This is a genomic window from Mycobacterium colombiense (assembly GCF_003284975.1).
In the GTDB taxonomy this organism is placed as follows: domain Bacteria; phylum Actinomycetota; class Actinomycetes; order Mycobacteriales; family Mycobacteriaceae; genus Mycobacterium; species Mycobacterium europaeum_A.
On sequence record NZ_QMEU01000004.1, the window covers coordinates 24,883 to 50,309 of the forward strand.

Here is a 25,427-nt window from a genome sequence, read left to right on the forward strand (position 1 = left end):
GAACGCAATGCACTCGGTACGCTCGGTGCGTGCCGGAGACGGCGTATGCAAACTGCGGTGACCTCAGCCTCGCGTACCCGGTGTTTGGTGACGGGCCGATCGACCTTGTCTTCGCTGGCTCGTTCGCCAGCCACGTCGAGCTGTACTGGGCGATGCCGGAGTTCCAGGCCTTCATGGAGCGGCTGGCGACGTTCTGCCGAGTCATCCTCTTCGATAAGGCGGGCGTCGGATTGTCGGACCCGGTGCCACAAGTGCGCACCCTGGACGATCGGGCCACCGAGATCGAGGCCGTCATGGACGCCGCGGGATTCCAGCGGGCCGCCCTGCTGGGCGTGAGCGAGGGCGGCCCGGCCGCCATGTTGTTCGCCGCGACGCGACCGGAACGGACCAGGGCGCTGATCCTCACCGGCACGGCGGCATACCTTCCCAGCCAGGGATGGGACGACCTCGATCTTGATCCGGCGGAGTTGCGGGCACGCTGCATAGCCGAGCTCGGCGAGGAGTACACCCCGTCCGAAGAACAGATCAGCGGCTTTCAGCGTTTCGGCCGGGCTGTCTTGTCGGCGTGGGGAAGTGGCGAGGCCCTCAAATGCCTGCTGCCCTCCGTCCGGTCCTCTCGGCAACTGGGAATGCTGGAGCGGATGTGCGCGAGCCCCGGAATGGCGCGGGCCACACTTGAAGCGGCGTTCCAGATCGATGTGCGGCCGATCTTGCCGACGCTGACCATGCCCACCTTGGTCGTGCACGCCACCCGGGACCCCGGCGTCCCGGTGCAGGCGGGACGGTACCTCACCGCACACATTCCCAACGCGCGGATGGTCGAACTCGACGGCACCGACCACGCGCCGTGGTTCACCGATCCCGACAAGATCGCCACCGAGATCGAGGAGCTTCTCACCGGCAGCCACGCCACTCCGCCGCCGTCGAATCGCGCCCTGCGCACCGTGCTGTTCACCGACATCGTTTCCTCGACCGAACGCGCGGCGGCGACCGGCGACGAGCGATGGCGCGCGATCCTGCAGCGCTTCGGCGAGATCACCGCAGAGGCCGCGCGACGATACGGCGGCACCGTGGTCAAGAGCACCGGCGACGGCTTCCTCATCACGTTCGACGCGCCCACCCAGGGCATCCGCTGCGCCGAGAACCTGCGCGACGGTGTCGAGAGACTGGGCGTCGAGATTCGCATCGGCATCCACACTGGCGAGTGCGAACTCATGGATACCGACATCGGTGGCATCGCCGTGCACATCGCGGCCCGGATCCTCGGTCAAGCCGGTGGTGGGGAAATCCTGGTGTCGCGCACGGTTCGTGACCTGGTGGTCGGCTCCGGGATCGGTTTCCGGGAGCGCGGTGTCGTCGAGTTGCGCGGTGTACCGGGCGAGTGGGAGCTGGTCGCCGTCGACCGCCACGGCACCGGCATAGCGTCGCGGGAAGCGCAGTTGGCCGCGGCACCCACGCCCGGCCCACGGACCACGATGCGCCGATCGGACCGGGCGGTGGCGGTGCTGGCCCGGCGCACCCCCTGGATCCTGCGCGGAATGGCGCGTCTGGCCCCGATCACCGACGGCGGCCAACTGGCCGCCGGAACGACGTCGCGCTGACAGCCGCGCGACGATGCGGTTGACTAAGCCTCATGGGTTTCGGTGTGCTGACTTTCGTTACCGACGACGGCATTGGTCCCGTCGATCTGGGCAAGGCGCTCGAGCAGCGTGGGTTTGAATCGCTCTTCCTCGCCGAGCATTCGCACATCCCGGTCGACGCGAAGACCCCGTACCCGAGCGGTGGGCCGATCCCGCCGAAGTACTACCGCACGCTGGATCCGTTCGTGGCGCTGACCGCCGCGGCGGTCGCCACCGAACGACTCGTTGTGGGCACCGGCATCGCGCTGGTGCCCCAGCGCGACCCGATCCACGCGGCCAAAGAGGTGGCATCGCTCGATCTGGTGTCGCAGGGCCGGTTTCGGTTCGGTGTGGGCGTCGGCTGGTTGCGTGAGGAAATCGCCAATCACGGTGTGGATCCCGCGGTCCGCGGACGTGTGGTGGACGAGCGGCTCGAAGCGATGATGGAGATCTGGACACACGAAAAGGCGGAATTCCACGGCGAATTCGTGAACTTCGACCCGATCTACAGCTGGCCCAAGCCGGTGCAGCGGCCCTATCCGCCGCTTTATCTTGGCGGAGGGCCGGCGGGCTTCAAGCGCATCGCGCGGCTGAACGCCGGGTGGCTGTCGATGACACCATCGGCGAAGGAGCTGTCGGCTCCGCTCGAGCAGCTGCGCGAGGTGGCCGGCCAGGACGTGTCGGTGATCCACTTCCATGGTGGCGAAGCGACGGCGAAGAACCTTGAGGCTTATCTCGATCTGGGATTGACACACCTGTTGGTGGACCTGCCGACGGAGCCTCGCGATCAGACGCTGCAACGCCTGGACGGGCTGCAGGCCGAGCTCGCCAGGTTATCGTAAACTCAAGTCCCGCAAAAGGTTTGGTACTTTCCGAAGTCCTCGGGGGCCGGGGTGGCGTAGCGTTCCAGACCCGGCCGTTCGGCATAGGGCTGCGTCACCGCTGCGAGCAGTTGTTCCAACGGGCCGAGCTCGCCGGCCGTCGCGGCGGCCAGCGCCTCCTCGACCAGGTGGTTGCGCGGAATGTAGATCGGGTTCGTGCGATCCATCGCATCGGCGTCGGGACCCAGCGCCCGCCACCGCGTCAGCCAGGCGTCGAAACCGGCGAGGTCGGCGAACAACCCGCGGACGGGTTCGGCGCCCGACTTGGCGTCTGTGCGCGCGGCGTCACTGAGCCGGCGGAAGAACGAGGTGTAGTCGACGTGATTCTGCTTGAGCAGCAGGAGCAATTCCTCCACCAAGACCGTGGCGAATTCGGCGTCGATGGCGGCGGGCAAGCCGAGCTTGGCGCGCATCCCGGAGGACCACACCGCGTCGTAGCGGGTTTGGAAGATCCCGAACGACCGCTCGGCGAGCGCGATCGCCTGCTCGGTGTTGTCCGAGAACAGTGGCAGCAGCGTCTCGGCGAACCGGGCGAGGTTCCATCCGGCGATCACGGGTTGATTGCCGTAGGCATAGCGGCCCCAGAAGTCGATCGAACTGAAGACTGTATCGGGGTCGTAGGCCTCCATGAAGGCGCACGGTCCGTAGTCGATCGTTTCGCCGGAGATGGTCGTGTTGTCGGTGTTCATCACCCCGTGGACGAACCCGATCAGCATCCATTGGGCGATCAGCGATGCCTGGACGGCGACCACGGCTTCGAACAGGGCGAGGTAGGGATTCTCGGCCTCGGCGGCAGCGGGGTGGTGGCGGGCGATCGCATGGTCGGCGAGGCGGCGCAGCAGGTCGTAATTGCCGGTGGACGCGGCGAATTGGAAGCTGCCGACGCGCAGATGGCTGCTTGCCACCCGGGTGAGCACCGCCCCCGGCAGCGTCTCTTCGCGATGGACCGGACGCCCGGTAGCCACCACCGCCAACGACCGCGTCGTCGGCACGCCGAGCGCATGCATCGCCTCGCTGACGATGTATTCGCGCAGCATCGGCCCCACCGCGGCCAGCCCGTCACCGCCACGAGCGAACGGGGTGGCACCGGAGCCCTTGAGGTGGACATCGCGCAGCCGTCCGTCGCGGTCGAACAATTCGCCGAGCAACAGCGCACGCCCGTCGCCCAACCGCGGAACAAAGCCGCCGAACTGATGCCCGGCGTAGGCCTGGGCTACCGGAGTGGCGCCGTCGGCCACCAGGTTGCCCACCATAAAGCGCAGCCCTTCCGGACCGCGCAGCCAGCCGGCGTCGAGGCCCAGCGCCGCGGCGAGCGGCTCATTGAGCACCAGCAGCCGCAGCTCGGGGAACGTCTCTGCCTGCCAGCGGACCGCCATCTCCGGCAGCTCGCGTAAGAACCGATCCTGAAGGGCGACGGTGGTATCCGGGGCAACGCTCATCTCATCGAGCCTACGGAAACCCGGGTGCGCTATCCGAGCGCTTTCCCGATCAGGTCACGGGCGCGGTCGAGCATGGACGCGAACGGCCCGAGCGCGAAGTTGAGCTTCGCCGACTCCACGCCGGGGTGCGGACGCGTCGGGGCGATGGCCTCGGCCGCGCGGACCGCCGCGCCCATCCGCTTGAGATCGTCGGGGTCCACTTCGCGTTCCAGCACGGGGAATTCGTCGTTCTCCTCCTGCCGGGCGTGCTCGAGTACGGCCTCGCGCAGCTTGCGGAGTTCGTCGATGAATTCCTGGGAGGTGATATCGAGCTTCTCCACTTGCGAGAGCAGCTCCTTGGCTTCGTGCTCTTCTTTGAGACGGGCATCGACGATGGCGTCGCCGGCGTCGTCCTCCCGCCGCACCCGCGGATGCACGACCATTTCCTCGGCCGTTTCGTGGACGGCCAGCAACTGGCGCAAGGTGGCAAACGGCTCTTCACGAGCCTTCGGGTCCGTGGCGTGCAGCACCTGATCGAACATGTCCTCGATGAGGTTGTGCTGGGCTTTCAGGAACGCGACGACTTCGTCGGGTGACTGAATGATCATCTCGGCCATCGTCGTACCTCCTGTGCTGGAGAATGGGAAACGCACGTTGGGCTGTGTGCGGCTTGATCGAGGGCATACCCGCTGCACAAACCGCCAAACGGCGCCTCACCGTGCGCGACGGGCACCGGCGCTCGGCCGTCAGCTGAATTAGCTTGCGGCACGGGTCGTTTGGACGCCAGTGTGCGGGTCCCCAGATCCCCGTCAGCCGCGCGGGCGTCCGACGGGGATCTAGGGAGCGCGTGTGGTCAGACGCCGCGGTCGCGGGTGGTGGCCGGCCCGACGCCGGTGCCGGCGGGCGTGTCCTTACGGCGCATCAGTCCGGCGAGTCCGCCCAGGCCCAGGAGACCAACCAGGCCCCACAGCCCGGTCTTGTCGCTGTGCTGGTCGTTGTTGTTGTTGCTGTCCGCCAACGTCGTCGTGGTAGCCGAGGGCGCCGGAGCACTGGAGGCGTTGGCGACACCCGCGCCACCGAACAACAGCGCCCCGGTGGCGGAAACGATTGCAATGGTCTTACGCATTTCTACTCCTAGTGAGTTTGCTGATCGAGCCGAAAAGGCTGACCAACATGCATTTCGGGACCAGGATGCTCTAGTCTCCGCATGACGCGACGCACGACCAATGGCCGCAACGCAGCGAGGGATGGTCTACCCCGGCCAACCGCGCCGAAACCCGGCGCAGGACTTCTTTCGTTTGCTGGCCACCGTCGCAGCGACTGGCGGGCCGGTCGGACGTCAACCAAAAAAGCGAGATGTGTCACACGTCCGCCGCCGATGTTGAGCGCCCCCGGCGAATGGGTAGCCGCAGAAACAAGGCGCTCTCGTGCCGATCCAAGCAATCAACGCAGGAGGCGAAATCTTCATGACTTCATCGGACAAGACCACAGTGCTGGCGCAGCTGCGCGCACTGCACCAGCTGACCAACACCGAAATTCAGGTCGCCGAAACCCGCATCGCGCAGGCACGCACCGAGGCGGTCCAACGCGAACTGACGCAGAACGCTTCGAATGGGCGTGAGCGGTCGGAGGCCATCGAAAAGGCGATCCGGGACCTCGGCGGCGTCCCCGACGTGGTCGGTCCCTTCCTGGGCCGCGCCGCTGCGGCGGTCAAGGCCTTGACCGAGCAGGCCCAACCGTTCGACGAGGCGCTTTTGGGCGATCTGGCGCTGGAAAACCAGCTGCTGGACCGTTCTCGCTACCTCAAGGCGCTGGCCGTCGCCGCCGAACTCCCCGACATCGAAAGCCTGGCGACGCGACTGATCACGGCGCACTCGGCCACCGTCGCCTGGCTGACGACCGTGCTTGCCGAGGACGCCCTCGGCGGCCCGGCCGCGCTGCGACGCACGCCGTTGCAGGCGGCGACCGGTACCGCGGTGAAACTGTTCAACCTGCCCGTGGAATGGTCGACCCGCGGAATCGATCGCGCCGCCGACGCGCTGCGTTCCGCGCGGCCGGCGATCAACGACCTGGTGGGCAGGGGCGCCCACGCCGGTGATGTGGCGACGAAAGCGCTCGCCGCGTCGCGCAACGCCGCGCTCGAGGCGGCCGAAAAGGTCACTCGCAACGAGGGGGCCCGGCAGACCGCAGACGCATTGCATTCGGCCCGCGCCGCAGTGGGTGTCCTCGACGCCGATGAGCTGCCCATCGCCGACTACGACGAGCTCAACGTCAACGAGGCGGCGGCCGCGGTCAAGGAGCTCACCAGCGCGAGTGACGTTCGGGCAATCATCGCCTACGAGGAGGCGAACAAGAATCGCCAGCGGGTCGTCTCAGCTGCCCAAACGCGTATCGCCGCGATCGCGCAAGAGGTCGTCGGCATCAATTAGTTCGCACAGGCGCGGCCGCCCGGCCCGAGCTCTCACTCGGTCGGGCGGCCGAGCCGTATGCGATATCGCTACGGTTGGGGAATGTACGAGCAGGTCAACAGCAGCGCGCCGGAGTCCGACGACGTCATCGGTTTCCGCATCGACCCCGTTCTGGCCCGGAGTTGGCTGCTGGTCAACGGTGCGCACGACGACCGGTTTCAGGCCGCGGCGCACTCGCGCGCCGACATCGTCGTGCTCGACATCGAGGACGCCGTGGCCCCCAAGGACAAGCACGCCGCCCGTGAGAACGTGGTGCGTTGGCTTAACGCCGGGAACACCGACTGGGTCCGCATCAACGGTTTTGGCACCCCGTGGTGGGCGGACGACCTCGCCGCCCTGGCTACCACTCCGGTCGGCGGCGTGATGCTGGCGATGGTCGAGTCGGTGGACCACGTCACCGAGACCGCGCAACGGTTGCCCAACGTGCCGATCGTCGCGCTGGTGGAAACGGCCCGCGGCCTGGAGCGCATCACGGAGATCGCTGCGGCGAAGGGCACTTTCCGGCTCGCCTTCGGCATCGGCGATTTCCGCCGTGACACCGGTTTCGGGGAAGACCCGGGCACGTTGGCGTATGCCCGGTCGCGATTCACGATCGCGGCCAAGGCGGCCAGCCTGCCCAGCGCCATCGACGGGCCCACGATCGGTTCCAATGCTTTGAAGTTGATCGAGGCCACGGCCGTTTCCGTGGAATTCGGGATGACCGGCAAGATCTGCCTGACCCCGGACCAATGCGCCGTGGTGAACGAGGGCCTGTCACCCTCGCACGACGAAATCTCGTGGGCTAAAGAGTTTTTCGCTGAGTTCGAGCGTGACGGGGGAGAGATCCGCAACGGTTCCGACCTGCCGCGCATCGCCCGGGCGACCAAGATTCTCGAGCTCGCCCGGGCGTACGGCATCGAATCGTCGGAATTCGACGACGAAGAACGCGACCATTCACCCGCGCCGTCGGACACCTATCACTACTGAAGCGTTAGGCGGCGTGTCGCGCGAGCGCGACACCGACGCGGATCTCCAGCCTGCTGACGGTGATCGTGGGCCCGCGCGGCGGAGCCGTCGACCGGTAGGTTTTGCCGGTAGGAGTCGTGAAAAACGCGGTATGCGTGTGGTTTTCGTCAACACCGGCGCTGACCGCCCACCCCGCGTTCTCCTTGACGTAGTTGCAGCGCTCGCACAGGCCCAGGCCGTTGTCTGCGGTCGTGAGGCCGCCGTCGACCCACGGCTGCGCGTGGTCGCGGTGCCGGATCGGCGCGTCGCAGTAGGGAGTGCGGCAGCGTTGATCGCGCAGCCCGACGAATGCGGCGAGGGCGCGCGGGAAAAGTCGTGCCCGTGATTCCATGGCCACCAGTGCCCCCGCTCGGGGATGCGTGTAGAGCCTGCGCAGAGTCGCTCGTGAGCGGTCGTCGGTGGCGGCCTGTGCGACCATGCCCCGCGCGACCGTGGCGGGAATGGGTCCGTAGCCGCAGACGTCGGCCGGCGCATTGCCGCCGCCGAGCAGCGTTTCGTCGGACAGCACCAGGTTGACCGCGATCGGGGTCGGGACCGTCGCGCTGCGCCCGGTGATCCTTTCCACCAGCGTGTCCGCCATCACCTGCCCGCGCGACCGCCCGTCGCCGCGGGTATCCGCTTCGCGGCGCAGCGCCGCATAAACCGAAACCCCTTGGGCCACCGGCAGTAACGCGGTGAGATAGGTCATCGTGTCGGGCGCCGGCCGAATGGTGACCGTCCGGTCGTTCTCCGCCTTGGCCGCCCGCTCGACGACGGCGTGCGGATCGAGCCGGTAGGCGATCGCCTTCGCGGTCGCGGCCACGCGCGCATCGCCCATGCCGGTCAGCCTGGTCGGGTCGGCGCACATCTCCGCGTCCAGGGTGCGGCGGTCCTCGACGTCGAGGCATGCGCTTTCCCGCACGATCAGCGTGGCCCGCCACTCGGACAAGACGCCACATTCCAGCGCCGCCAGGGTGTGCGGCATCTCGTACACCAGAGCCTTGGCGAAGCCCAGATGCCGGCCGCCCCGCGCGGGTGCGTCCCGTCGCGCCAGAGCGACCTCGCCGGCCACGCCGCGTCCGCGGCGCGCCGCGGGCACCCCGGCGGCCGCCTCGGTGGCCCGACGCGTCGCGTCCAGGGCCGCGGCTGCGCGGGCCTGGCCCGCGGCGGCGGCGCTTTTGAGCGTCTCCAGCTCGGCGATGCGCTCGATCAGCGCCGACTCGTCGGCTGCCGGGTCGACCTCGGCCAAGAATTCGAACATACATTCGATTATAAACGGCCCACCGACAAGCGCCCATCGCTACGCTGAACGGATGAGCGCCAGAAGGCGTATCCAGGTGGCGCGGGTCTACGACGACGTCGGCCCCGACGAGGGCCAGCGCGTGCTGGTCGACCGCGTCTGGCCACGAGGGGTACGCAAAGACGATCCGCGAGTGGGCATTTGGTGCAAGGACGTCGCCCCGTCGAAGGACCTCCGGGAGTGGTACCACCACGATTCGGGCCGGTTCGACGAATTCGCGGCACGCTACAAGAGCGAGCTGCGCGACAGCGGCGCCCTGGACGAGCTGCGCGAGCTCGCCAAGCACGGTCCGGTCACGCTGGTGACGGCGACCCGCGACGTCGACATCAGCCAGGCCGCCGTCCTGGCCAAGCTGCTCACGCCGCGCTGAGTCCAGTGATGAGTGACGTCCAGCCCATCCTCCCGCGGGAACTGACCGGTCTTCCCGAGGCGATCAGCAGCGTCCCGCCGCCGCCCATCCCGGACCTCCCTGAGCCCTACGGTCTGCGCGTTGTCGACCCGGACGCCGACGCCGAAATGATCGCGGAGTGGATGAGCCGGCCCCATCTGGTGCAGGCCTGGGAGTCCAACTGGCCGGTGCAGCGCTGGCATCGGTATCTGCAGGCGCAATTGGACGGCGCGTTTTCGCGTCCCGTCATCGCCACCCTGGACGGGGTCGATCGTGCGTATATCGAAATATACAGGGCGGCAAAGGATTCCATCGCCCGACGGTATGAGCATGACCCGCATGATCTGGGATTGCACGTCGCGGTCGCCGATCTGGATTACATCGAGCGCGGTCACGTGAGCTACCTGCTGCCTTACCTGGTGGTCAGCATCCTTACCCTCGATCCGCAATGTCGTCGCATCATGTTCGATCCCGACCACCGCAATGTGTTGGCGCGCAAGTTCTGTGAGCGCAGCGGTTGCACATTTCTCGGCGAGCACGACATGTCGAATCGGCGGATGGCGCTGTACGTGCTGCCCCGGACTCCAGAGGACGTCCCGCGTCAGCGCGATGCCTGAACAGCCATCAAAGCTGCTGTGCCAGCTGCTGTCCGATGAAGGCCGCCGCCTCGCCCAGCGCGACGCTGACGAGGATGTTGGCCAGTGCCGCGCGGAGTTGGCGTTCTTCGCCGAGCCGCTGCGTTTCCAGCATCCAGGTCGAAAACGTGGTGTAGGCGCCGACAAAGGCAGTCCCCACCAACAGGGCCGCCTCCTTGTTCAACGCCAGCCCGCCGAGAAAGCCCAAAAACGCTGCACCGCTGACATTCACGACCAGCGTGCCGAACGGAAACGGCCGAGACACCCGCCGCGCCACCGTGCGGTCGACGACGAAACGCAGGACCGACCCGATGCCGCCGATCAGCGCGACGCCGACCCAGACCAGAGCCGTCGGCACGGTGGCGGCCGTCATCGGCGCACCGGGACCCGGCGCACCAACTTGGTGGCAAGGTGCACCGCCAGCAGGCCCAGCACGATGCTGGTGACCGTGTAAGAGACGGCCAGCGCCCAATGACCGTGCTCGATCATTCGCAGCGTCTCGACCTGCATCGTCGAGAAAGTGGTTAAACCGCCGCACAATCCGGTGCCGAGCAGGGGCCGCCGATAGCTTGACGTCGGCAACCGCTCCAGCAGCCGGGTGGTGAAGTAACCCACCAGAAAGGCCCCGACGATGTTGACCGCGAACGTGGCCCAGGGCCAACCCGCCGGGTCGCCGCCGGCCAGCGCGCTCAGCGCGGCACGGGCCACCGACCCCAGCGCACCACCGGCAAACACCGCGACCAATTCGCGATAGTCCCGTTGAACCACTGGCGTCGGTTCCCTTCGTTTGCCGGTGCGCTACGCAGCGTATGGCCGAAGTCCAGACCGGCGCAGCCCGGGGGGACGCGGACACGGGCAGAATTGACAACCATGGTCGCCAACCCTCGCGCCGGTCAGCCGGCCCAGCCCGAAGATCTCGTCGATCTGCCCCACCTGGTGACGGCGTATTACTCGATCGCGCCGGACCCCGGTGACGTCGCCCAGCAGGTGGCGTTCGGCACGTCGGGCCATCGCGGCTCGGCACTCAACGGCGCGTTCAACGAGGCGCACATCGTGGCGATCACGCAGGCCATCGTCGAATACCGCGCCGCGCACGGAGTGACGGGTCCGCTGTTCATCGGCCGGGACACGCACGGGCTTTCCGAGCCGGCCTGGGCGTCGGCGCTGGAGGTGCTGGCCGCCAACGACGTGGTAGCGATGGTGGACAGCCGCGACCGCTACACGCCCACGCCTGCGGTCAGCCACGCCATCCTCACCTACAACCGGGGCCGCACGCAGGCGCTGGCCGACGGTATCGTGGTCACCCCGTCGCACAACCCCCCCGCGGACGGCGGCTTCAAGTACAACCCGCCCAACGGCGGCCCGGCCGACACCGACGCGACCAACGCAATCGCCAAGCGCGCCAACGAGATCCTGCGCGAAGGGTCGGGGGTCAAGCGCATTCCGCTGGCCCGCGCGCTGCAGGCCGTGCAGCGCCACGACTACCTCGGCAACTATGTCGACGACCTGGCAGGCGTGGTCGACCTCGATGCCATCCGCGACGCCGGGGTGCGCATCGGCGCTGACCCCCTGGGTGGGGCGAGCGTGGACTATTGGGGCGAGATCGCCCAGCGGCATCGCCTGGACCTGACCGTGGTCAATCCGCTGGTCGACGCGACCTGGCGGTTCATGACGCTCGACCACGACGGCAAGATCCGGATGGATTGCAGCTCGCCGGACGCGATGGCGGGTCTCATCCGAACGGTATCCGGCGACCCCGACCGCTACCAGATCGCCACCGGCAACGACGCGGACTCCGACCGCCACGGCATCGTCACTCCCGATGGGGGTCTGCTCAACCCGAACCATTACCTCGCGGTGGCCATCGAATACCTCTACACCCGGCGGCCGTCGTGGCCGGGCGGCATCGCCGTCGGCAAGACCGCCGTCAGTTCGTCCATGATCGACCGGGTGGTCGCCGGCCTCGGCCGCAAGCTGATCGAGGTGCCGGTCGGATTCAAGTGGTTCGTCGACGGCCTGATCGAGGGGACCATCGGCTTCGGCGGGGAGGAGTCGGCCGGGGCGTCGTTCCTGCGGCGGGACGGCTCGGTATGGACCACCGACAAGGACGGCATCATCCTGGCGCTGCTGGCGTCCGAGATTCTCGCGGTCACCGGGCTGAATCCGTCGCAGCGCTACCAGCAGCTGGCCGGCGAGTACGGCACGCCCTACTACGCGCGGGTCGACGCCCCCGCGGATCGCGACCAGAAGGCGCGCCTGTCGAAGCTCTCCGCCGACCAGGTGACTGCGACCGAATTGGCGGGCGAGCCGATCACTGCGAAGCTGACCGCGGCGCCCGGCAATGGCGCACCGCTGGGCGGATTGAAGGTGACGACGGCCAATGCGTGGTTTGCCGCGCGCCCGTCGGGCACCGAGGACGTGTACAAGATTTACGCGGAATCCTTCAAGGGGCCGCAGCATTTGGCCCAGGTGCAGGAAACCGCGCGCGAGGTGGTTAATAAAGTCATTGGGTGACCTTTTCCCTCCGTCTTGCCCGCCCGGGGGGACGTGCATCCCGTTCTAGCCGCCTGCCGCGCGAAGTCTGGATCCTGAGCTGGGCGAACATCATGATCGCCCTGGGCTACGGAGTGATCTCGCCGGCGCTGCCGACCTTTGCGCGCACTTTCGGGGTGAGCATCAAGGCGGTGACTTTATTGGTCACCGTCTTTTCATTGAGCAGGTTGTGTTTCGCGCCGATCAGTGGGCTGCTCACCGAACGCTTGGGCGAGCGGCGGATCTACATCGGCGGTTTGCTGATCGTGGCGGTGTCCACCGCCGCGTGCGCCTTTTCCCAGGCGTACTGGCAGTTGATGCTCTGCCGGGTTTTCAGCGGCATCGGGTCGACGATGTTTTATGTCTCGGCGCTGGGCCTGATGATCCACATCAGCCCGCCCGACGCTCGCGGCCGGATCGCTGGGCTGTTCACCACCTCGTTCATGGTGGGCGCGGTCGGCGGCCCGGCGGTGGGCGGCCTGGCGGCGGGGTGGGGGTTGACCGCTCCGTTCGTGGTCTACGGCGTCGCCATGCTGGCGGTCGCGGTGGTGCTGTTCTACAGCCTGCGGAATTCGGCGCTGGCCGCGCCGCCGCCCCCGACGCGAGCCACGGTGACGCTGCGCGAGGCGCTGCGGGTGCGCGCGTACCGTTCGGCGCTGCTGTCGAATTTTGCGACCGGCTGGTCCGCGTTCGGTCTTCGCGTCGCGCTGGTGCCACTGTTCATCTCCGACGTGATGGGTCGGGGCATCGGCATCATCGGCGTGGTGCTCGCGGCGTTCGCGGGTGGAAACGCGTTGGCCGTCATCCCCAGTGGCTACCTGTCGGACCGGATGGGGCGGCGCACCCTGTTGATCATTGGCCTGGTGACGTCCGGGGCGGCGACCGTCTGGCTGGGCTTCGTGTTGTCCTTGCCGGTCTTCATGGTGGCGGCGGGCGTGGTCGGAGCGATGACGGGGATCTACATGTCACCGTTGCAGGCCGCCGTTGCCGACATCCTGGGCAACGAGGCGCGTGCGGGTCTTCCGGTGGCGACGGTGCAGATGATGTCGGATCTGGGGGCCATCGTCGGGTCCATGGCGGTCGGTTGGGCCGCCGAGCAGTTCAGCTACATGTGGGGTTTCGTCATCAGCGGGATCGTCCTGCTGATCGCCGCCATCGGCTGGGTGGTGGCGCCGGAGACCCGGACCGCGGCGGATCTCGAGGCCGATCTGCTGGCCTCCGAGGCGGACGTGGAGCCGGTCTAGCAGCAACTTTGATGGACGGTTACCGGTGGTGTAGCTTCGATGGGCACGACTTCTCGGGGCTATGGCGCAGCTGGTAGCGCACCACACTGGCAGTGTGGGGGTCAGGGGTTCGAGTCCCCTTAGCTCCACCAATTGTGTGCTGATTATCGGTTCTCGTAGCTGGGTATCCAGCGAACCGTGCGTGTCATCTACGTCGCCGCCGCCGTTGGGGTAGCCATTGCGGGCTGGATAGTCGGGCCGGCAGTGCTCACCGCGTCCGCGCACGCCGACTACAGCGGTTATCGCCGCTGCGTGGGAAAGATGACCGAGCCGATCGCGGGCCATGACCCCCAGAACCTGCAACTCGTCGGCGTCATCGAGCAGGATCTCGATTCCGGTGTCTCCCCGGCCGCGGAGGCCCAGAGAGTGGCGCACATGGGATTCGACCCGAGCTTCGCCAACGGAATCGTTCAGTGCGTGATTGAAGAACGTCCGTAGCCGAGTCAGGCCAGGATGAGAACGAATTGCGCTTCAGCGCAACAGCTTTGGCGACCCCCTTTTCGGGGTACAGCATGCACGAACCGACTTGAGCCCACCGATCGGGCACCACGGGTACCGAGGGACGGAGTTTTCACATGCATCGCCCCGACACGATCATCGAGATCCATCGCGAACGCGTGCAGGATCAGACGGCCGAGATGTTCAGCGGCGACAAGTACACGCAGTCCGTCGACGGCGCCGGCTATTCGGCGACGGCCACCCTCGACCTGACCCTGGACCGCGTCTGGTTCATCCTCGACGCCCGTCAGCGGCTGTGGCAGGAGGAAGCCGACGGTGAATCCCGCGACCCGCTGCGGCACTTCGCGATAGACCTGGTGATTTTCGATTCGAAAATCGTCATCGATTCGGTCACCTGCATCCCGCTGGTATCGCTGCCCCCGGCCACGATCACGATCCCGGATGGTCCGCGTGCCGGAGAGTCGCGCGAGATTGCGTACAACGAGATTCCGTTGTTCGGCCGGTTGACGGTTCACGATCAGCTCGAACCGCACCAGCTGGAAGCCGGTAAACAGACGATCGCGCTGAACTTCACCGCCCAGGATGCGCCCGCGCTGGTCGCCAGCCCGTCGCCGGACCGGTACGCCGGGTGGCTGTTCGGTCCGCACGTCGAACGCCGCGCGGACGGGATCACGGTCTTCGCCGGACAGGATCCCCGGATCAGCTGGGAACTCGATTACGCTGAGGCGTACTGGATCACCCACAGCATCGCCGGGGAGCTGATGGTGAACCTGGAGAAGTTGCAGCACCCCGGCCTCTCCGACGAGGAAGCCAGGACCAGGGTACTCGACTCGCTGGCCGCCCAAATCGCCGACGCGGTCCGCCCGCAGCTGGAGGCGATGGGCGACAACGGGATTCAGACGCTGCTGCCTACGCCGGTGGACGTCGACCCCGAGGCGCAAGACGACGGTACCGTCAAGGAACTCGACGCCGTGGTGCAGCGTTTCGCCGCCGGCGAGGCCACCGAGGAATCCATGGTGGTACAGCTGCGGACGCTGCGCGATTTGCCCCCCGGTGAGGAGCTGCCCCCGTCCATTCTCGCCGAAAACCCCTGTGAGAGAGCGGCTTTGGCTGCTACCGGGTGGAGCATTTTGCGGCAGGTGCGTGACACCGTGATGAAGAGTTTCGATCTCGACGAGGGCGACTTCGACCCCGATGCGCCGTGCGCGCTGGCGGGTCCGAAGACCATCAGCATCGGCGGCCAAGACCGAAGCCTGGATGCCCTCGACGCCGACATCGTGCCGCGAACCGGGGACGGCCGGTTGGTCGTCGACGGCACCGTGAGCGCCGAAACCACGCTCTATGACTTCAACGCCACCTTCAAGGTGATTTACGAGATGGGCCTCGGCGACATCCCCCGCGACCCGAAGGGCAACGAGCTGTTGCGCAAGGATGTGGACACCATCGAGCTTCTCGAGGAAACGCTGAGTCTGGCGGGTGCAAAGAAGCGCGCCGGCCACCTCGGCGCCGAGGACTACGAGGCCGAGGTCAAGCGCGTCCGCGAGCGATTCGATCGGCTACCGCGGACCGTGGGGGTGCGGCCCGCGCAGAATGCTGAGCCGGACGTGAACGCCGACTTCAGCCTGACCGCGGCCGGCAAGGTGGCCACGGCCGCGGGAGCGGCGGCTGTCGTCGGGCTGCTCGCGCTGCCGGTGACCTGGGTAGCGGGGGCGGCTGGGGTGGGAGCCGCCGGCGCGGGCGGTCTGTTGACCGCCGCGATCGCGCAGTACATCACCACCGTCCTGACCATCGACTGGTTCGGTACCGGCTTCGGTTCTCGTCAGGTCAAGAAATCGCTGAACGACCAGCCCGAGGGCACATCGCTGCCCCCGATCGGGATGCCGATCGGCGTCGACCTCAATCGCCAACGCCTCGCGGTGTACTTCCGTCCGGTGCCGGCGAAATTGTGGATTGATTCTGTCGAGGCGGATGCGGACGAAGACCGCGAAGCCGACGAGAACCGGGACGCCGACGACGATGGCATTCGCGTCGTCGGTGGCCGCTGGCCCAGCGACGGCCACCCGTGGCGGCTGTCGCACGATGACGCCGTGTTATTCGTCGACGCCGACGAATTGGAGCTTCTCGTCGATCCGGCCGGAGCGGGCGGCCACGAGTTGCCCGTTGGCGTCGACATCGGCGAGGGCGGGCGACGCCGACTGCGGGTGCAGGGTAATCCGGGCGCACTGCGCCGGCTGCCGCGCTGCGACGAGCGCGGCTCACCGTAGCGAGACGGGATCGGCTGAGATCAGCAGAAGACGGCGGCCGAGAACCATCCCCCGGCCACCAGCGCGATGAGGAGCGCCGCGGTGGTTTGCCCCATCATGGCGGCCGCGATGGCGCCCACGATCGCGCAGATAAAGACGGTGACGGTCAGAAAGGCGACTAACACACGGTGTGAATTGACCGCCGCGCCGGTACGAGGCGCAATGACGGTTTTATGAGGACGATCCACGCCAGCCATCAAATCTCCTTCGATGTGACGCCCGCAACATGCCGCGGTCAGATGTGGCCTACCTCACACTATAGGCCTCCTGCCGCCGAACGCGCGGTTATCCGCGCGGAACGTCGCGGCGGCCTTGCGATTCGTCGTTATCCGCCTGAGACGCCAATTAGGTTTTCGCCTCGATGCGGATTAGTCTTGCCCGCGATTCGTTCGCGACTCAGGAAAGCAGCCATGCCTGTTCAGCCCACTCTGCTGCGCCGCCAATCGTTGCGCGGCGCCCGCCGAACGCGGGTCGCTCCCCGGGTGAAGTGCCCGATGGTCGGCCAGTGCTTCGACATCGAAATCACTCGCGACGCGGATGGATGGATGATCCGGATTCCCGAGGTCGGCAGGGCCACCCGCGCCAGCAGCCGGGCCACCGTGGAGCTGGCCGCCCGGGAGTGCATCGCGACCTGGACCGGTATCCCTATCGGTTATGTCGCCGTGTACGTCGCCAGCGAGACCAGCTAGCCGGCCGGGGCGACGGCGATTGATTTCGTGTCCACGTAGCCGTCGAGGCCTTCGGGTCCGAGTTCTCGGCCGTAGCCGCTGCCTTTGACGCCGCCGAAGGGCGCAAACGGGTCCATGGTGTAGCCCTGGTTGATGCCGACGGTGCCGGTATGGATCCGGGCGGCGAGGGCGAGGGCCCGGTCGGTGTCGTTACCCCACACCGATCCGGCCAGGCCGTAGTCGGAATCGTTGGCGATCGCCACCGCCTGGTCCTCGTCGCGGTAGGGGATGACGGTGATGACGGGGCCGAAGATCTCCTCCCGCGCGATGCGCATGGTGTTGTCGGCCGCCGCGAACAGGGTGGGCCGGACGTACCAGCCGCGGTCGAGCCCGTCGGGCATGTCGGCGCCGCCCACGATCAGCCGCGCCCCCTCCTGCTGACCGACGTTGATGTAGTCGCGAACGCGCTGCTGCTGGCGACGGGAGACCAGGGGACCGAGCTGGGTCTTGGGGTCGCCGGGATCGCCGACGCGAAGGCCGGACATCTCGGCGGCGAGCGCGTCGACGTATTCGTCATGGCGCTGCTGGGGCACCAGGACGCGGGTGAGCGCGTTGCAGATCTGGCCGCTGTTGGACAGGCTGGCCGATCGCACGCCGGCGGCGACCCTGTCGGGTGCCGCGTCGTCGAGGACCAGCGCCGCGGACTTCCCGCCGAGTTCGAGGCTGACCTTGGTGAGGTTGGCCGCGCAGGCCGCGGCCACGGCACGGCCCGCCGCGGTGGAGCCGGTGAACGACACCTTGTCCACTCCGCGGTGGGCGACCAGGTAGGCGCCGAGGCTCGCATCGCCGGGCAGCACGCTGACCACGCCGGGCGGCAGGCCGGCCTCGTCGATCATCTCTGCCAAAAGCAGGGCGTCCAACGGGCTTTCGGGCGCGGGCTTGAGCACGACCGTGCAGCCGGCCAACAGCGCGGGCACCAGCTTGGTGATGATGAGGAACTGGGGCATGTTCCACGGCACGATCGCGGCGACCACGCCGACGGGCTCCTTGCGGACCAGCACGTCGCTGCCGAAGAACCCGGTCCGGGTCTCCTGCCACTGATGCCGCTCGGCCAGGTCGCAGAACGCGCGGATCATGAACGCGGGCAGGCCGACCTGGGCGCGCTGGGCGAAGCTGATCGGCGCACCGATCTCGGCGGTGATGGTGTCGGCCATCTCGCCGCGACGCCCGTCGTAAATGTCGGCCAGGCGCCGGATCGCGGCGATCCGGTCCGACGGCTCGCTGTGGCCCCAGGGCGCCGAGGTCAAGGCCGCGCGCGCGGCGATGACCGCGGCGTCGACGCCGTCGGATCCCGCCGCCTCGACCTCGGCGATGGGTTCTTCGTTATGTGGTGAGATGACTTGCACGATGCTGCGGTCCATCCGTGCCTCCCGAGGCCAATATCAACTACTTGCTATTGATGGGGTCGAGGATATACCGTCGGCCGTGACGGAGCTCTCAGGGATCGGTGAAAGCGGTGTGCAGGCGGTCGTTTCGCGCAACAGTGCTGCGAGACGCGGCTTGGGCGCCGAAGGTTTTGCCGAGATTGGACTGCTTAAGGAGCGATCATGGCTCGATTCCCCAAACCGCCGGAGGGCAGCTGGACCGAGCACTATCCGGAACTGGGCACCGACCCGGTGTCGTACCACGACTCCATCAGCCCGGAGATCTACGAGCTGGAGCGCGAGGCCATCTTCAAACGGGCCTGGCTCAATGTCGGTCGCGTGGAACAGCTTTCGCGTAAGGGTAGTTACCTCACCAGGGAGCTGAAGGTCGTCAACACGTCAATCATTCTGGTCCGCACGGCATCCGGTGACATCAAGGCCTACCACAACGTGTGCCGGCACCGCGGCAACAAGTTGGTGTGGAACGACATGCCGCAGGAAGAAACGAGCGGCGTGTGCCGGCAGTTCACGTGCAAATACCACGCGTGGCGCTACGACCTGGACGGCAACCTCACCTTCGTGCAGCAGGAGGAGGAGTTCTTCAACCTGGACAAGAGTCGCTACGGCCTGGTGCCGGTGCACTGCGAGGTCTGGGAAGGCTTCATCTTCGTCAACTTCGCCCAGAAACCCGAGCAGTCGTTGCGAGAGTTCTTGGGGCCCATGATCACCGGGCTGGAGGGTTACCCCTTCGACAAGATGACCTCGCGCTGGTACTACCGTTCGGAAGTCAAGGCGAACTGGAAGCTCTACATGGACGCGTTCCAGGAGTTCTATCACGCCCCGGTGTTGCATGCGAACCAGTCGCCGACCGCGTACTCAAAGGCCGCCGCCGAGGCGGGTTTTGAGGCCCCGCACTACCGGCTGGACGGGCCGCACCGGCTGGTCAGCACGTCCGGGGTGCGGGCCTGGGAAATGGCCGACGAGATGCGCAAGCCGATCGAGGACATCTGCCAGAGCGGACTGTTCGGGCCTTGGGACAAGCCCGATCTCGGGCCGATGCCCGCCGGACTCAATCCCGCGAAATGCGACCCGTGGGGCCTGGACTCGTTCCAGCTGTTCCCCAACTTCGTCATCCTGTTCTGGGGTCAGGGCTGGTATCTGACCTATCACTACTGGCCGACGGCGTACAACAGCCACCTGTTCGAAGGAACGCTGTACTTCCCGGCGCCGCGTACCCCGCGCGAGCGGGTCGCTCAGGAATTGGCGGCCGTGTCGTTCAAGGAATATGGGCTGCAGGACGCCAACACCCTGGAGGCGACGCAGACGATGCTCGAATCTCAGGTGATCGACGAGTTCCTGCTCTGCGACCAGGAGGTCCTGATCCGTCACCTGCACAAGGAGACGGCGGCCTGGATCGATGACTATCGCCGGACCTCGACGGCAGGAGTGTGAACACGATGTCGATGCTGCCCGCCGAGTTCGCCGACCTCGAACGGTTCGCCGAGTGGTGCCTGCCCAGCGAACCGGAACGCTACGCCAAGAGGCTGGCCAGCTCCATGACGGAAATGAAGGCCTTCTACGACGCGATCACCCCGCGTGCCGAAGAGGCGCTGGCGTTCTGCGACAAGTTCTCTCTCGACGACCTGCCCGACGACGTCCAGAACCTGATGCATCTGCTGTATTCGATGATCATGGTGTCGTTCCCGGTGGAGTGCTGGAAACAGCCCCGCGTCCCCGATTCGGGTGCCTCGACCCTGGACTGCGTGTCCGAGCCCGTTCCATGACCTGCGTGCTGCGGGCGGCGCGATGGGCTGACGTCGTGACCGGTCAGATCCACACGCCGGCGCAGGTGGTGGTCGACGGCGAACGCATCACCGCGATCAATCCCCAAGAGCCGCTTCCGGATTCGGCCACCGTCATTGATCTGGGCGACGTGACGCTGCTGCCCGGGCTGATGGACATGGAGCTCAACCTGCTCATCGGCGGACCCGGCGGTCCCGAGGGCCTGCCGTCCCCCATGCATGGCGTGCAGGACGACCCCGCGTATCGCACGCTGCGCGGCGCGGTCAACGCCCGCACCACCCTGGAGGCCGGGTTCACCACGGTGCGCAATCTCGGGTTGATGGTCAAGACCGGGGGATACCTGCTCGACGTGGCGCTGCAGCGCGCCATCGACCAGGGCTGGCACATCGGACCGCGCGTCTATCCCGCCGGACATGCCGTCACCCCGTACGGCGGGCACCTGGACCCCACGGTCTTCCAGCGGTTGGCCCCCGGGGTCATGCCGCTCTCGGTCGCCGAAGGCATCGCCAACGGCGTTCCCGACGTGATCGCTTGCGTGCGTTACCAAATCCGGCACGGCGCCAAGCTGATCAAGGTGTCCGCCTCGGGCGGGGTGATGTCACACAGCACCGCGCCGGGCGCCCAGCAGTACTCCGATGCCGAGTTCGCCGCCATCGCCGACGAGGCCCACCGGGCCGGGGTGCGGGTGGCCGCACACGCCGTGGGGGACAGCGCAATTCAAGCGTGCATCCGCGCCGGGATCGACTGCATCGAACACGGATTTCTGGCCAGTGACGAGACCATCCAGATGATGGTCGATCACGGCACCTTTCTGGTCTCGACCACGTATTTGACCGACGCCATGGCCATCGATCGGATCGCACCCGAGCTTCGCAAGAAGGCGCTCGAGGTGTTCCCGCGGGCAAAGTCGATGCTGCCCAAGGCGATCGAGGCCGGGGTGCGGATCGCCTGCGGCACCGATGCGCCGGCCATCCCGCATGGTCACAACGCCAAGGAACTGGGCGCGCTGGTCGAACGGGGCATGACGCCCGCGCAAGCGATCCACGCGGCCACTGTGGTGGCGGCCGAGCTGATCGAGGCGGACGACGAGTTGGGCAGGCTGGCGCCCGGCTATCTGGCTGACATCATCGCCGTCCCCGGCAACCCTTTCGACGACATCGCCACCACCCTCGACGTTCGCTTTGTCATGAAAAACGGGCAGATCTACAAGACCCCGGCGGCATAACGGAGGCGGGCATGGAACTCACCGACAACATCCTGTGGCTGCTCAAGCAGGCCTTCTACTACTCACTCACCACGATCAACGAGGCGATGCGCGAACACGGCGTGAGCACCGCCCAGATCGGCGTGCTGCGCCAACTGGCCAACGAACCCGGCTTGTCCGGCGCCGAGCTCGCGCGGCGACTGCTGATCAGCCCGCAGGGCGTCCAGCTCGCGCTCACCGCCCTGGACCGCCGCGGCCTGTTGGAAAGAAAGCAGGATCCCCAGCACGCGCGCATCCTGCGGGCCTACCTCACCGGCCAGGGCCGCAAGGTCGCCGAAACGGTGGTCAACGACGCGATCGCCGCCCACCAGGAGGTGTTCGGCGTGCTGACCGAGCAGGAGCAACAAACCCTGCGCGAATTGCTGGGCCGGGTGGTCGAAAAGGGCACCGGCCACGAACTGTTCAACGACCACGTCGACGGTTGACCGACCGTCGACGGGCGGCGCCTGTATCCAGTACTTGAGACTAATCGCAAGTAGTTGATACTCTGGCCGGGATGGGTGAGATCCGCGCGATCACAAACGCCGGTTTGGCGACCGCGACCGACGCCGGGGGCGCCGGTGTCGGCATCGCCGCGTCGCCGGATGGCTTTGTGCCACTGCGGATCAAGCGCGTGGTTCGCGAGACCCGCGACGCCGTGTCGATCGTTCTCGATGTCCCACCGGGCAGCGCGCAACAGTTCGGCTACCAAGCCGGGCAGTTTCTGACGCTGCTGGTCACCGTCGACGGACGCCAGCATCGACGGTGTTATTCGATGTCGTCGTTACCGGGTGAAGACCTGCAGATCACCGTCAAACGTGACCGAGACGGTGTGGTGTCGAACTGGCTCAATGACGCGGCCGCACCCGGCGACCAGCTGCCCGCCCTGCCGCCGCAGGGTCGCTTCGTGTTGCGCGAGACCGACCGAGCTCTGATCGCCTTCGCCGGGGGAAGTGGCATCACGCCGGTGTTTTCGCTGCTGCGCACGGCCCTGATGTCGGGCACCCGCGCCACACGATTGTTCTACGCCAACCGCAGCCGCGACGCGGTGATCTTCGACGATGCCTTGGCGTCGCTGGCCGCGCGGCACGCCGATCGATTCGTCCTGCACCACCACCTCGACGACAACACCGGCTTCGTCACCCGGGGGGACATCGAGGCGTTCGTCCGCCACGCCGGCGACGCAGACGTATACATCTGCGGGCCCAACGAGTTCATGGAGATAGTGCGAACCGCCGTATGCGCGGCAGGCTTGCCGGCCGATCGCCTGCACATCGAGCATTTCGACGTCGACGACGTAGCCGCCGCGGCGCCGCCGGACACCGAGGTGGTGACCGACGAGGTCACCATCGTGCTGGACGGATCGACGACGACCGCGCCGTACCATGCGGGCAACACGTTGCTGCAGACGGCCCGCATGGCCGGGCTGCGCGCGCCGTCGTCGTGTGAGATCGGTTCGTGCGGAACGTGTATGGGTCGCCTGACCCACGGCAGCGCCCGGATGATCAACAACGACGCGCTCGATCCCGACGAGGTCGAGGAGGGTTGGGTGCTGACGTGTCAGGCCCTGCCCACCAGCCCCACGGTGCGGGTGGTCTACGAGTGAGGGAAAAGGTGGAGCGGACTCGATGACCAGGGTGGCGGTGGTGACCGGAGGCGCCTCGGGTATGGGCGAAGCGACGTGCCATGAATTGGGCCGGCGCGGACTCAAAGTCGCGGTCCTCGATGTCAATGAGCGTGCCGCGCAACGCGTCACCGACGACCTGCGCGCCGACGGTGTGACCGCGTTGGGCGTCGGTGCCGACGTGACCGATCGGTCCGCCGTGGAGCAGGCGTTCGCGAAGGTGCGCAGCGAGCTGGGCCCGGTGACGGTCCTGGTGACCAGTGCCGGCATGTTCGACTTCTCGCCGTTCTTGGAGATCAGTGCCGCAACCTGGTCGCGGATCATCGATGTCAATCTCACCGGCACCTTTCACTGCTGCCAGGTCGCGCTGCCGGACATGGTGGAGGCGCGCTGGGGCAGGATCGTGATGATCTCGTCGTCGAGCGCCCAGCGGGGCTCGCCGTTCGCCGCCCACTATGCGGCGTCCAAAGGCGCGGTGATCACCTTGACCAAGTCGTTGGCCCGCGAATACGCGCCGCACGGGATTACGGTGAACAACATTCCGCCCTCGGGCATCGAAACCCCGATGCAGCACCAGGGCCAGGCCGCCGGATACCTGCCGTCCAACGAGCAGATGGCCAGCAACATCCCGTTGGGTTACCTCGGCACCGGCGCCGATATCGCCGCGGCCGTGGGATTTCTGTGTTCAAAAGAAGCCAGGTACATCACCGGCCAGGTGTTGGGCGTCAACGGCGGAGCGGTGATGTGATTGTGAGGATTCGATGACCAGAGCAGGCAGGCCCCCGGAGGGCTCCTGGACCGAGCACTATCCCGAATTGGGAACGGGGCCCGTGTCTTTCAAGGACTCGACGTCGCGAGAGTTCTACGAACTCGAGCGCGAGGCGATCTTCAAACGGGCGTGGCTCAACCTCGCGCGGGTGGAGGAGTTGCCGCGTGTCGGCAGCTACCTGACCAAGGAGATCGAAGTCGTCGGCGTCTCGGTGATCCTGGTCAAGGGCAAGGACGAGCGCATCCGGGCGTTCTACAACGTGTGCCGTCACCGCGGAAACAAGCTGGTGTGGAACGACTTTCCGGGCGAGGAGACGCGCGGGACGTGTCGGCAGTTCACCTGCAAGTACCACGGCTGGCGCTACGACCTGCAGGGCGCCTTGAAGTTCGTCCAGCAAGAATCGGAGTTCTTCGACCTGGACCCCGCGCAGTACGGATTGCGGCCGGTGCACTGCGACGTGTGGAACGGCTTCGTCTTCATCAACTTCGACCCCGAACCCCGCCAGAGCCTGCGGGAGTTCCTCGGTCCGATGATCACCGGCCTCGACGGTTACCCGTTCGGCAAGTTGACCGAGCGCTACGACTGGGTGGCGCACAACAACAGCAACTGGAAGATTTTCGCCGACGCCTTCCAGGAGTACTACCACGTGCCCTCGCTGCATTCACAGCAGGTCCCCTCCGAGGTGCGCGACCCCAACGCCGGATTCACTTGCGGGCACTTCCAACTCGACGGCCCGCACCGGTTGGTCTCCACGGCCGGGCGGCGGCGCTGGCTGCTGCCGCCGGAACACATGTATCCGATCGAGCGGGCCACCCGCAGTGGACTGGTGGGGCCGTGGCGGACCCCGGATATCGGCGAACTGCCGGCCGGACTCAACCCTGGCGGGATCGAGCCCTGGGGCATCAGCAATTTCCAGATCTTCCCGAACATCGAGATCTTGATCTATGGCGGGTGGTATCTGCTGTACCGGTACTGGCCCACCTCGCACAACACGCATCGATTTGAGGCCTACACCTACTTCCATCCGGCGCGCACCGTGCGGGAGCGCATCGAGCACGAAGTCGCCTCGGTGGTGCTCAAAGAGTTTGCGCTGCAAGACGCCGGGATGCTTGGCGGGACGCAGGCGGCGCTCGAGTACGGGATCGTCGACGACTTCCCCCTCAACGATCAAGAGATCTTGGTGCGCCACCTGCACAAGGTCGTGGTCGACTGGGTCGAAGCCTATCGCCGCGAACGGGATTCGGTGGGGGTGTGACCATGCCTGTCAAGCTGCCCAGCGCCTTCGCCGAGTTGGAGGGCTATGCCGAAACCTGGTGCTTGGCAACCGAAACCGAACGCTGGAACGCCCGGGTCAACTCGTCGATGCCCGAACTGCGCGACTTCTACGACACGTTCTTCCCCCGGCTCGAAGAGGCGATCGAGTATTGCGACAAGTTTCCCCTGGACAACGTGCCCGACGACGCACTGAACCTGTTGCACATGATCTATTCGCTGATCATGGTCGCCATGGCGGTGGAGATCATGCATCAACCCGCCCCGGTCGACGCCGCCGACGCGGTCATGATCCGCACCGGTGGCCCGGTGCCCTGAGGTTTCCGCCGCCAGACATCCCTTCTTCGAAAGGAG

27 protein-coding genes and 1 tRNA gene are annotated in these 25,427 nt (G+C 66.8%); 20 read left to right on the plus strand and 8 right to left on the minus strand.

The genetic code is table 11. From position 1 onward, the window contains the following. Positions 1 to 29 precede the first annotated feature (29 nt). Both DQP58_RS02670 and DQP58_RS02675 read left to right on the plus strand, forming a co-directional pair. A complete protein-coding gene (locus DQP58_RS02670) occupies positions 30 to 1,601 on the plus strand; it encodes an adenylate/guanylate cyclase domain-containing protein (protein WP_112706959.1) in 1,572 nt (523 codons plus the stop codon). Between the two features lie 32 nt (positions 1,602 to 1,633). Continuing rightward, the gene (locus DQP58_RS02675) at positions 1,634 to 2,461 is read left to right on the plus strand and encodes an LLM class F420-dependent oxidoreductase (protein WP_112706960.1); all 828 of its coding nucleotides are present in this window, start codon (positions 1,634 to 1,636) and stop codon (positions 2,459 to 2,461) included. A 2-nt stretch (positions 2,462 to 2,463) separates the two neighbouring features. On the opposite strand, the gene DQP58_RS02680 is transcribed toward DQP58_RS02675, so the two are convergent. The 3 genes from DQP58_RS02680 to DQP58_RS02690 form a co-directional block, all read right to left on the minus strand. Beyond that, entirely contained in the window at positions 2,464 to 3,939 is a 1,476-nt protein-coding gene (locus tag DQP58_RS02680) for a protein adenylyltransferase SelO (RefSeq protein WP_112706961.1), read from the minus strand. 29 nt (positions 3,940 to 3,968) lie between these two features. Next, positions 3,969 to 4,535, minus strand: coding sequence for a hemerythrin domain-containing protein (locus DQP58_RS02685; protein ID WP_112706962.1), 567 nt, complete (start codon positions 4,533 to 4,535; stop codon positions 3,969 to 3,971). A gap of 236 nt (positions 4,536 to 4,771) precedes the next feature. Then, complete coding sequence (locus DQP58_RS02690) at positions 4,772 to 5,044, minus strand: WGxxGxxG family protein (RefSeq protein ID WP_112706963.1); 273 nt, start codon at positions 5,042 to 5,044, stop codon at positions 4,772 to 4,774. 340 nt (positions 5,045 to 5,384) lie between these two features. On the opposite strand from DQP58_RS02690, the gene DQP58_RS02695 reads away from it, so the two are divergent. Further along, on the plus strand, positions 5,385 to 6,347 hold the full coding sequence (locus tag DQP58_RS02695; RefSeq protein WP_112707048.1) for a ferritin-like domain-containing protein: 963 nt from the start codon (positions 5,385 to 5,387) through the stop codon (positions 6,345 to 6,347). An 81-nt stretch (positions 6,348 to 6,428) separates the two neighbouring features. Next, the gene (locus DQP58_RS02700; protein WP_112706964.1) at positions 6,429 to 7,352 is read left to right on the plus strand and encodes an HpcH/HpaI aldolase/citrate lyase family protein; all 924 of its coding nucleotides are present in this window, start codon (positions 6,429 to 6,431) and stop codon (positions 7,350 to 7,352) included. Between the two features lie 4 nt (positions 7,353 to 7,356). Here the strand turns inward: DQP58_RS02700 and DQP58_RS02705 are convergent, their stop codons facing one another. Continuing rightward, on the minus strand, positions 7,357 to 8,631 hold the full coding sequence (locus DQP58_RS02705) for an HNH endonuclease (protein ID WP_112706965.1): 1,275 nt from the start codon (positions 8,629 to 8,631) through the stop codon (positions 7,357 to 7,359). Positions 8,632 to 8,683: 52 nt separating this feature from the next. Between DQP58_RS02705 and DQP58_RS02710 the strand changes: the two genes are divergently transcribed. Together DQP58_RS02710 and DQP58_RS02715 are read left to right on the plus strand one after the other, a co-directional pair. After that, positions 8,684 to 9,040, plus strand: coding sequence for a DUF488 domain-containing protein (locus DQP58_RS02710; RefSeq protein ID WP_112706966.1), 357 nt, complete (start codon positions 8,684 to 8,686; stop codon positions 9,038 to 9,040). A gap of 8 nt (positions 9,041 to 9,048) precedes the next feature. Then, the gene (locus DQP58_RS02715; RefSeq protein ID WP_112706967.1) at positions 9,049 to 9,675 is read left to right on the plus strand and encodes a GNAT family N-acetyltransferase; all 627 of its coding nucleotides are present in this window, start codon (positions 9,049 to 9,051) and stop codon (positions 9,673 to 9,675) included. Between the two features lie 7 nt (positions 9,676 to 9,682). Here the strand turns inward: DQP58_RS02715 and crcB (DQP58_RS02720) are convergent, their stop codons facing one another. Continuing rightward, complete coding sequence (crcB, locus tag DQP58_RS02720; RefSeq protein WP_112706968.1) at positions 9,683 to 10,066, minus strand: fluoride efflux transporter CrcB; 384 nt, start codon at positions 10,064 to 10,066, stop codon at positions 9,683 to 9,685. After that, positions 10,063 to 10,461 carry a fluoride efflux transporter CrcB gene (gene crcB / locus DQP58_RS02725; RefSeq protein ID WP_112706969.1) on the minus strand — a complete coding sequence of 133 codons (399 nt, stop codon included), beginning with the start codon at positions 10,459 to 10,461 and terminating at the stop codon, positions 10,063 to 10,065. Before crcB (DQP58_RS02725) ends, crcB (DQP58_RS02720) begins: the two co-directional genes overlap by 4 nt. Before the next feature lie 102 nt (positions 10,462 to 10,563). Between crcB (DQP58_RS02725) and pgm the strand changes: the two genes are divergently transcribed. From pgm to DQP58_RS02750, 5 genes are all read left to right on the plus strand, one after another. Next, positions 10,564 to 12,207, plus strand: a complete 1,644-nt coding sequence (pgm, locus tag DQP58_RS02730) for a phosphoglucomutase (alpha-D-glucose-1,6-bisphosphate-dependent) (protein ID WP_112706970.1) — start codon at positions 10,564 to 10,566, stop codon at positions 12,205 to 12,207. A gap of 74 nt (positions 12,208 to 12,281) precedes the next feature. Beyond that, on the plus strand, positions 12,282 to 13,469 hold the full coding sequence (locus DQP58_RS02735) for an MFS transporter (RefSeq protein WP_240629548.1): 1,188 nt from the start codon (positions 12,282 to 12,284) through the stop codon (positions 13,467 to 13,469). 55 nt (positions 13,470 to 13,524) lie between these two features. Next, positions 13,525 to 13,600 (plus strand) — tRNA-Ala (locus DQP58_RS02740). A 46-nt stretch (positions 13,601 to 13,646) separates the two neighbouring features. Beyond that, positions 13,647 to 13,946: a hypothetical protein gene (locus DQP58_RS02745; RefSeq protein WP_112706972.1), complete on the plus strand. Its 300-nt coding sequence runs from the start codon at positions 13,647 to 13,649 to the stop codon at positions 13,944 to 13,946. A gap of 137 nt (positions 13,947 to 14,083) precedes the next feature. After that, positions 14,084 to 16,231 carry a hypothetical protein gene (locus DQP58_RS02750; protein WP_112706973.1) on the plus strand — a complete coding sequence of 716 codons (2,148 nt, stop codon included), beginning with the start codon at positions 14,084 to 14,086 and terminating at the stop codon, positions 16,229 to 16,231. Positions 16,232 to 16,251: 20 nt separating this feature from the next. Here DQP58_RS02750 and DQP58_RS02755 read toward each other — a convergent pair whose 3' ends face one another. Further along, positions 16,252 to 16,467 (minus strand): hypothetical protein, encoded by a 216-nt coding sequence (locus DQP58_RS02755; protein ID WP_112706974.1) that lies wholly within the window; start codon positions 16,465 to 16,467, stop codon positions 16,252 to 16,254. Between the two features lie 297 nt (positions 16,468 to 16,764). Between DQP58_RS02755 and DQP58_RS02760 the strand changes: the two genes are divergently transcribed. Beyond that, positions 16,765 to 16,959, plus strand: a complete 195-nt coding sequence (locus DQP58_RS02760) for a long chain fatty acid-CoA synthetase Faa4p (protein ID WP_112707049.1) — start codon at positions 16,765 to 16,767, stop codon at positions 16,957 to 16,959. Here the strand turns inward: DQP58_RS02760 and DQP58_RS02765 are convergent. Then, a complete protein-coding gene (locus DQP58_RS02765; protein WP_112706975.1) occupies positions 16,956 to 18,359 on the minus strand; it encodes an aldehyde dehydrogenase in 1,404 nt (467 codons plus the stop codon). The two genes, DQP58_RS02760 and DQP58_RS02765, sit on opposite strands and share 4 nt — an antisense overlap. 186 nt (positions 18,360 to 18,545) lie before the next feature. Here DQP58_RS02765 and DQP58_RS02770 point away from each other — a divergent pair, with 186 nt between their 5' ends. From DQP58_RS02770 to DQP58_RS02805, 8 genes are all read left to right on the plus strand, one after another. Next, positions 18,546 to 19,814 (plus strand): aromatic ring-hydroxylating oxygenase subunit alpha, encoded by a 1,269-nt coding sequence (locus DQP58_RS02770; RefSeq protein ID WP_112706976.1) that lies wholly within the window; start codon positions 18,546 to 18,548, stop codon positions 19,812 to 19,814. Next, a complete protein-coding gene (locus DQP58_RS02775; protein WP_205869317.1) occupies positions 19,811 to 20,146 on the plus strand; it encodes a hypothetical protein in 336 nt (111 codons plus the stop codon). Before DQP58_RS02770 ends, DQP58_RS02775 begins: the two co-directional genes overlap by 4 nt. Beyond that, positions 20,143 to 21,390, plus strand: coding sequence for a metal-dependent hydrolase family protein (locus DQP58_RS02780; RefSeq protein ID WP_112706977.1), 1,248 nt, complete (start codon positions 20,143 to 20,145; stop codon positions 21,388 to 21,390). The genes DQP58_RS02775 and DQP58_RS02780 overlap by 4 nt, the downstream gene beginning before the upstream one ends. An 11-nt stretch (positions 21,391 to 21,401) precedes the next feature. Next, positions 21,402 to 21,854 (plus strand): MarR family winged helix-turn-helix transcriptional regulator, encoded by a 453-nt coding sequence (locus DQP58_RS02785; protein ID WP_112706978.1) that lies wholly within the window; start codon positions 21,402 to 21,404, stop codon positions 21,852 to 21,854. Between the two features lie 71 nt (positions 21,855 to 21,925). Continuing rightward, positions 21,926 to 23,014 (plus strand): ferredoxin--NADP reductase, encoded by a 1,089-nt coding sequence (locus tag DQP58_RS02790; protein WP_112706979.1) that lies wholly within the window; start codon positions 21,926 to 21,928, stop codon positions 23,012 to 23,014. 22 nt (positions 23,015 to 23,036) lie between these two features. Then, positions 23,037 to 23,780: an SDR family NAD(P)-dependent oxidoreductase gene (locus DQP58_RS02795; protein WP_112706980.1), complete on the plus strand. Its 744-nt coding sequence runs from the start codon at positions 23,037 to 23,039 to the stop codon at positions 23,778 to 23,780. Between the two features lie 13 nt (positions 23,781 to 23,793). Beyond that, complete coding sequence (locus tag DQP58_RS02800; protein WP_112706981.1) at positions 23,794 to 25,056, plus strand: aromatic ring-hydroxylating oxygenase subunit alpha; 1,263 nt, start codon at positions 23,794 to 23,796, stop codon at positions 25,054 to 25,056. Continuing rightward, entirely contained in the window at positions 25,053 to 25,391 is a 339-nt protein-coding gene (locus DQP58_RS02805; protein WP_165827778.1) for a hypothetical protein, read from the plus strand. Before DQP58_RS02800 ends, DQP58_RS02805 begins: the two co-directional genes overlap by 4 nt. The last annotated feature ends 36 nt before the right edge of the window (positions 25,392 to 25,427 follow it).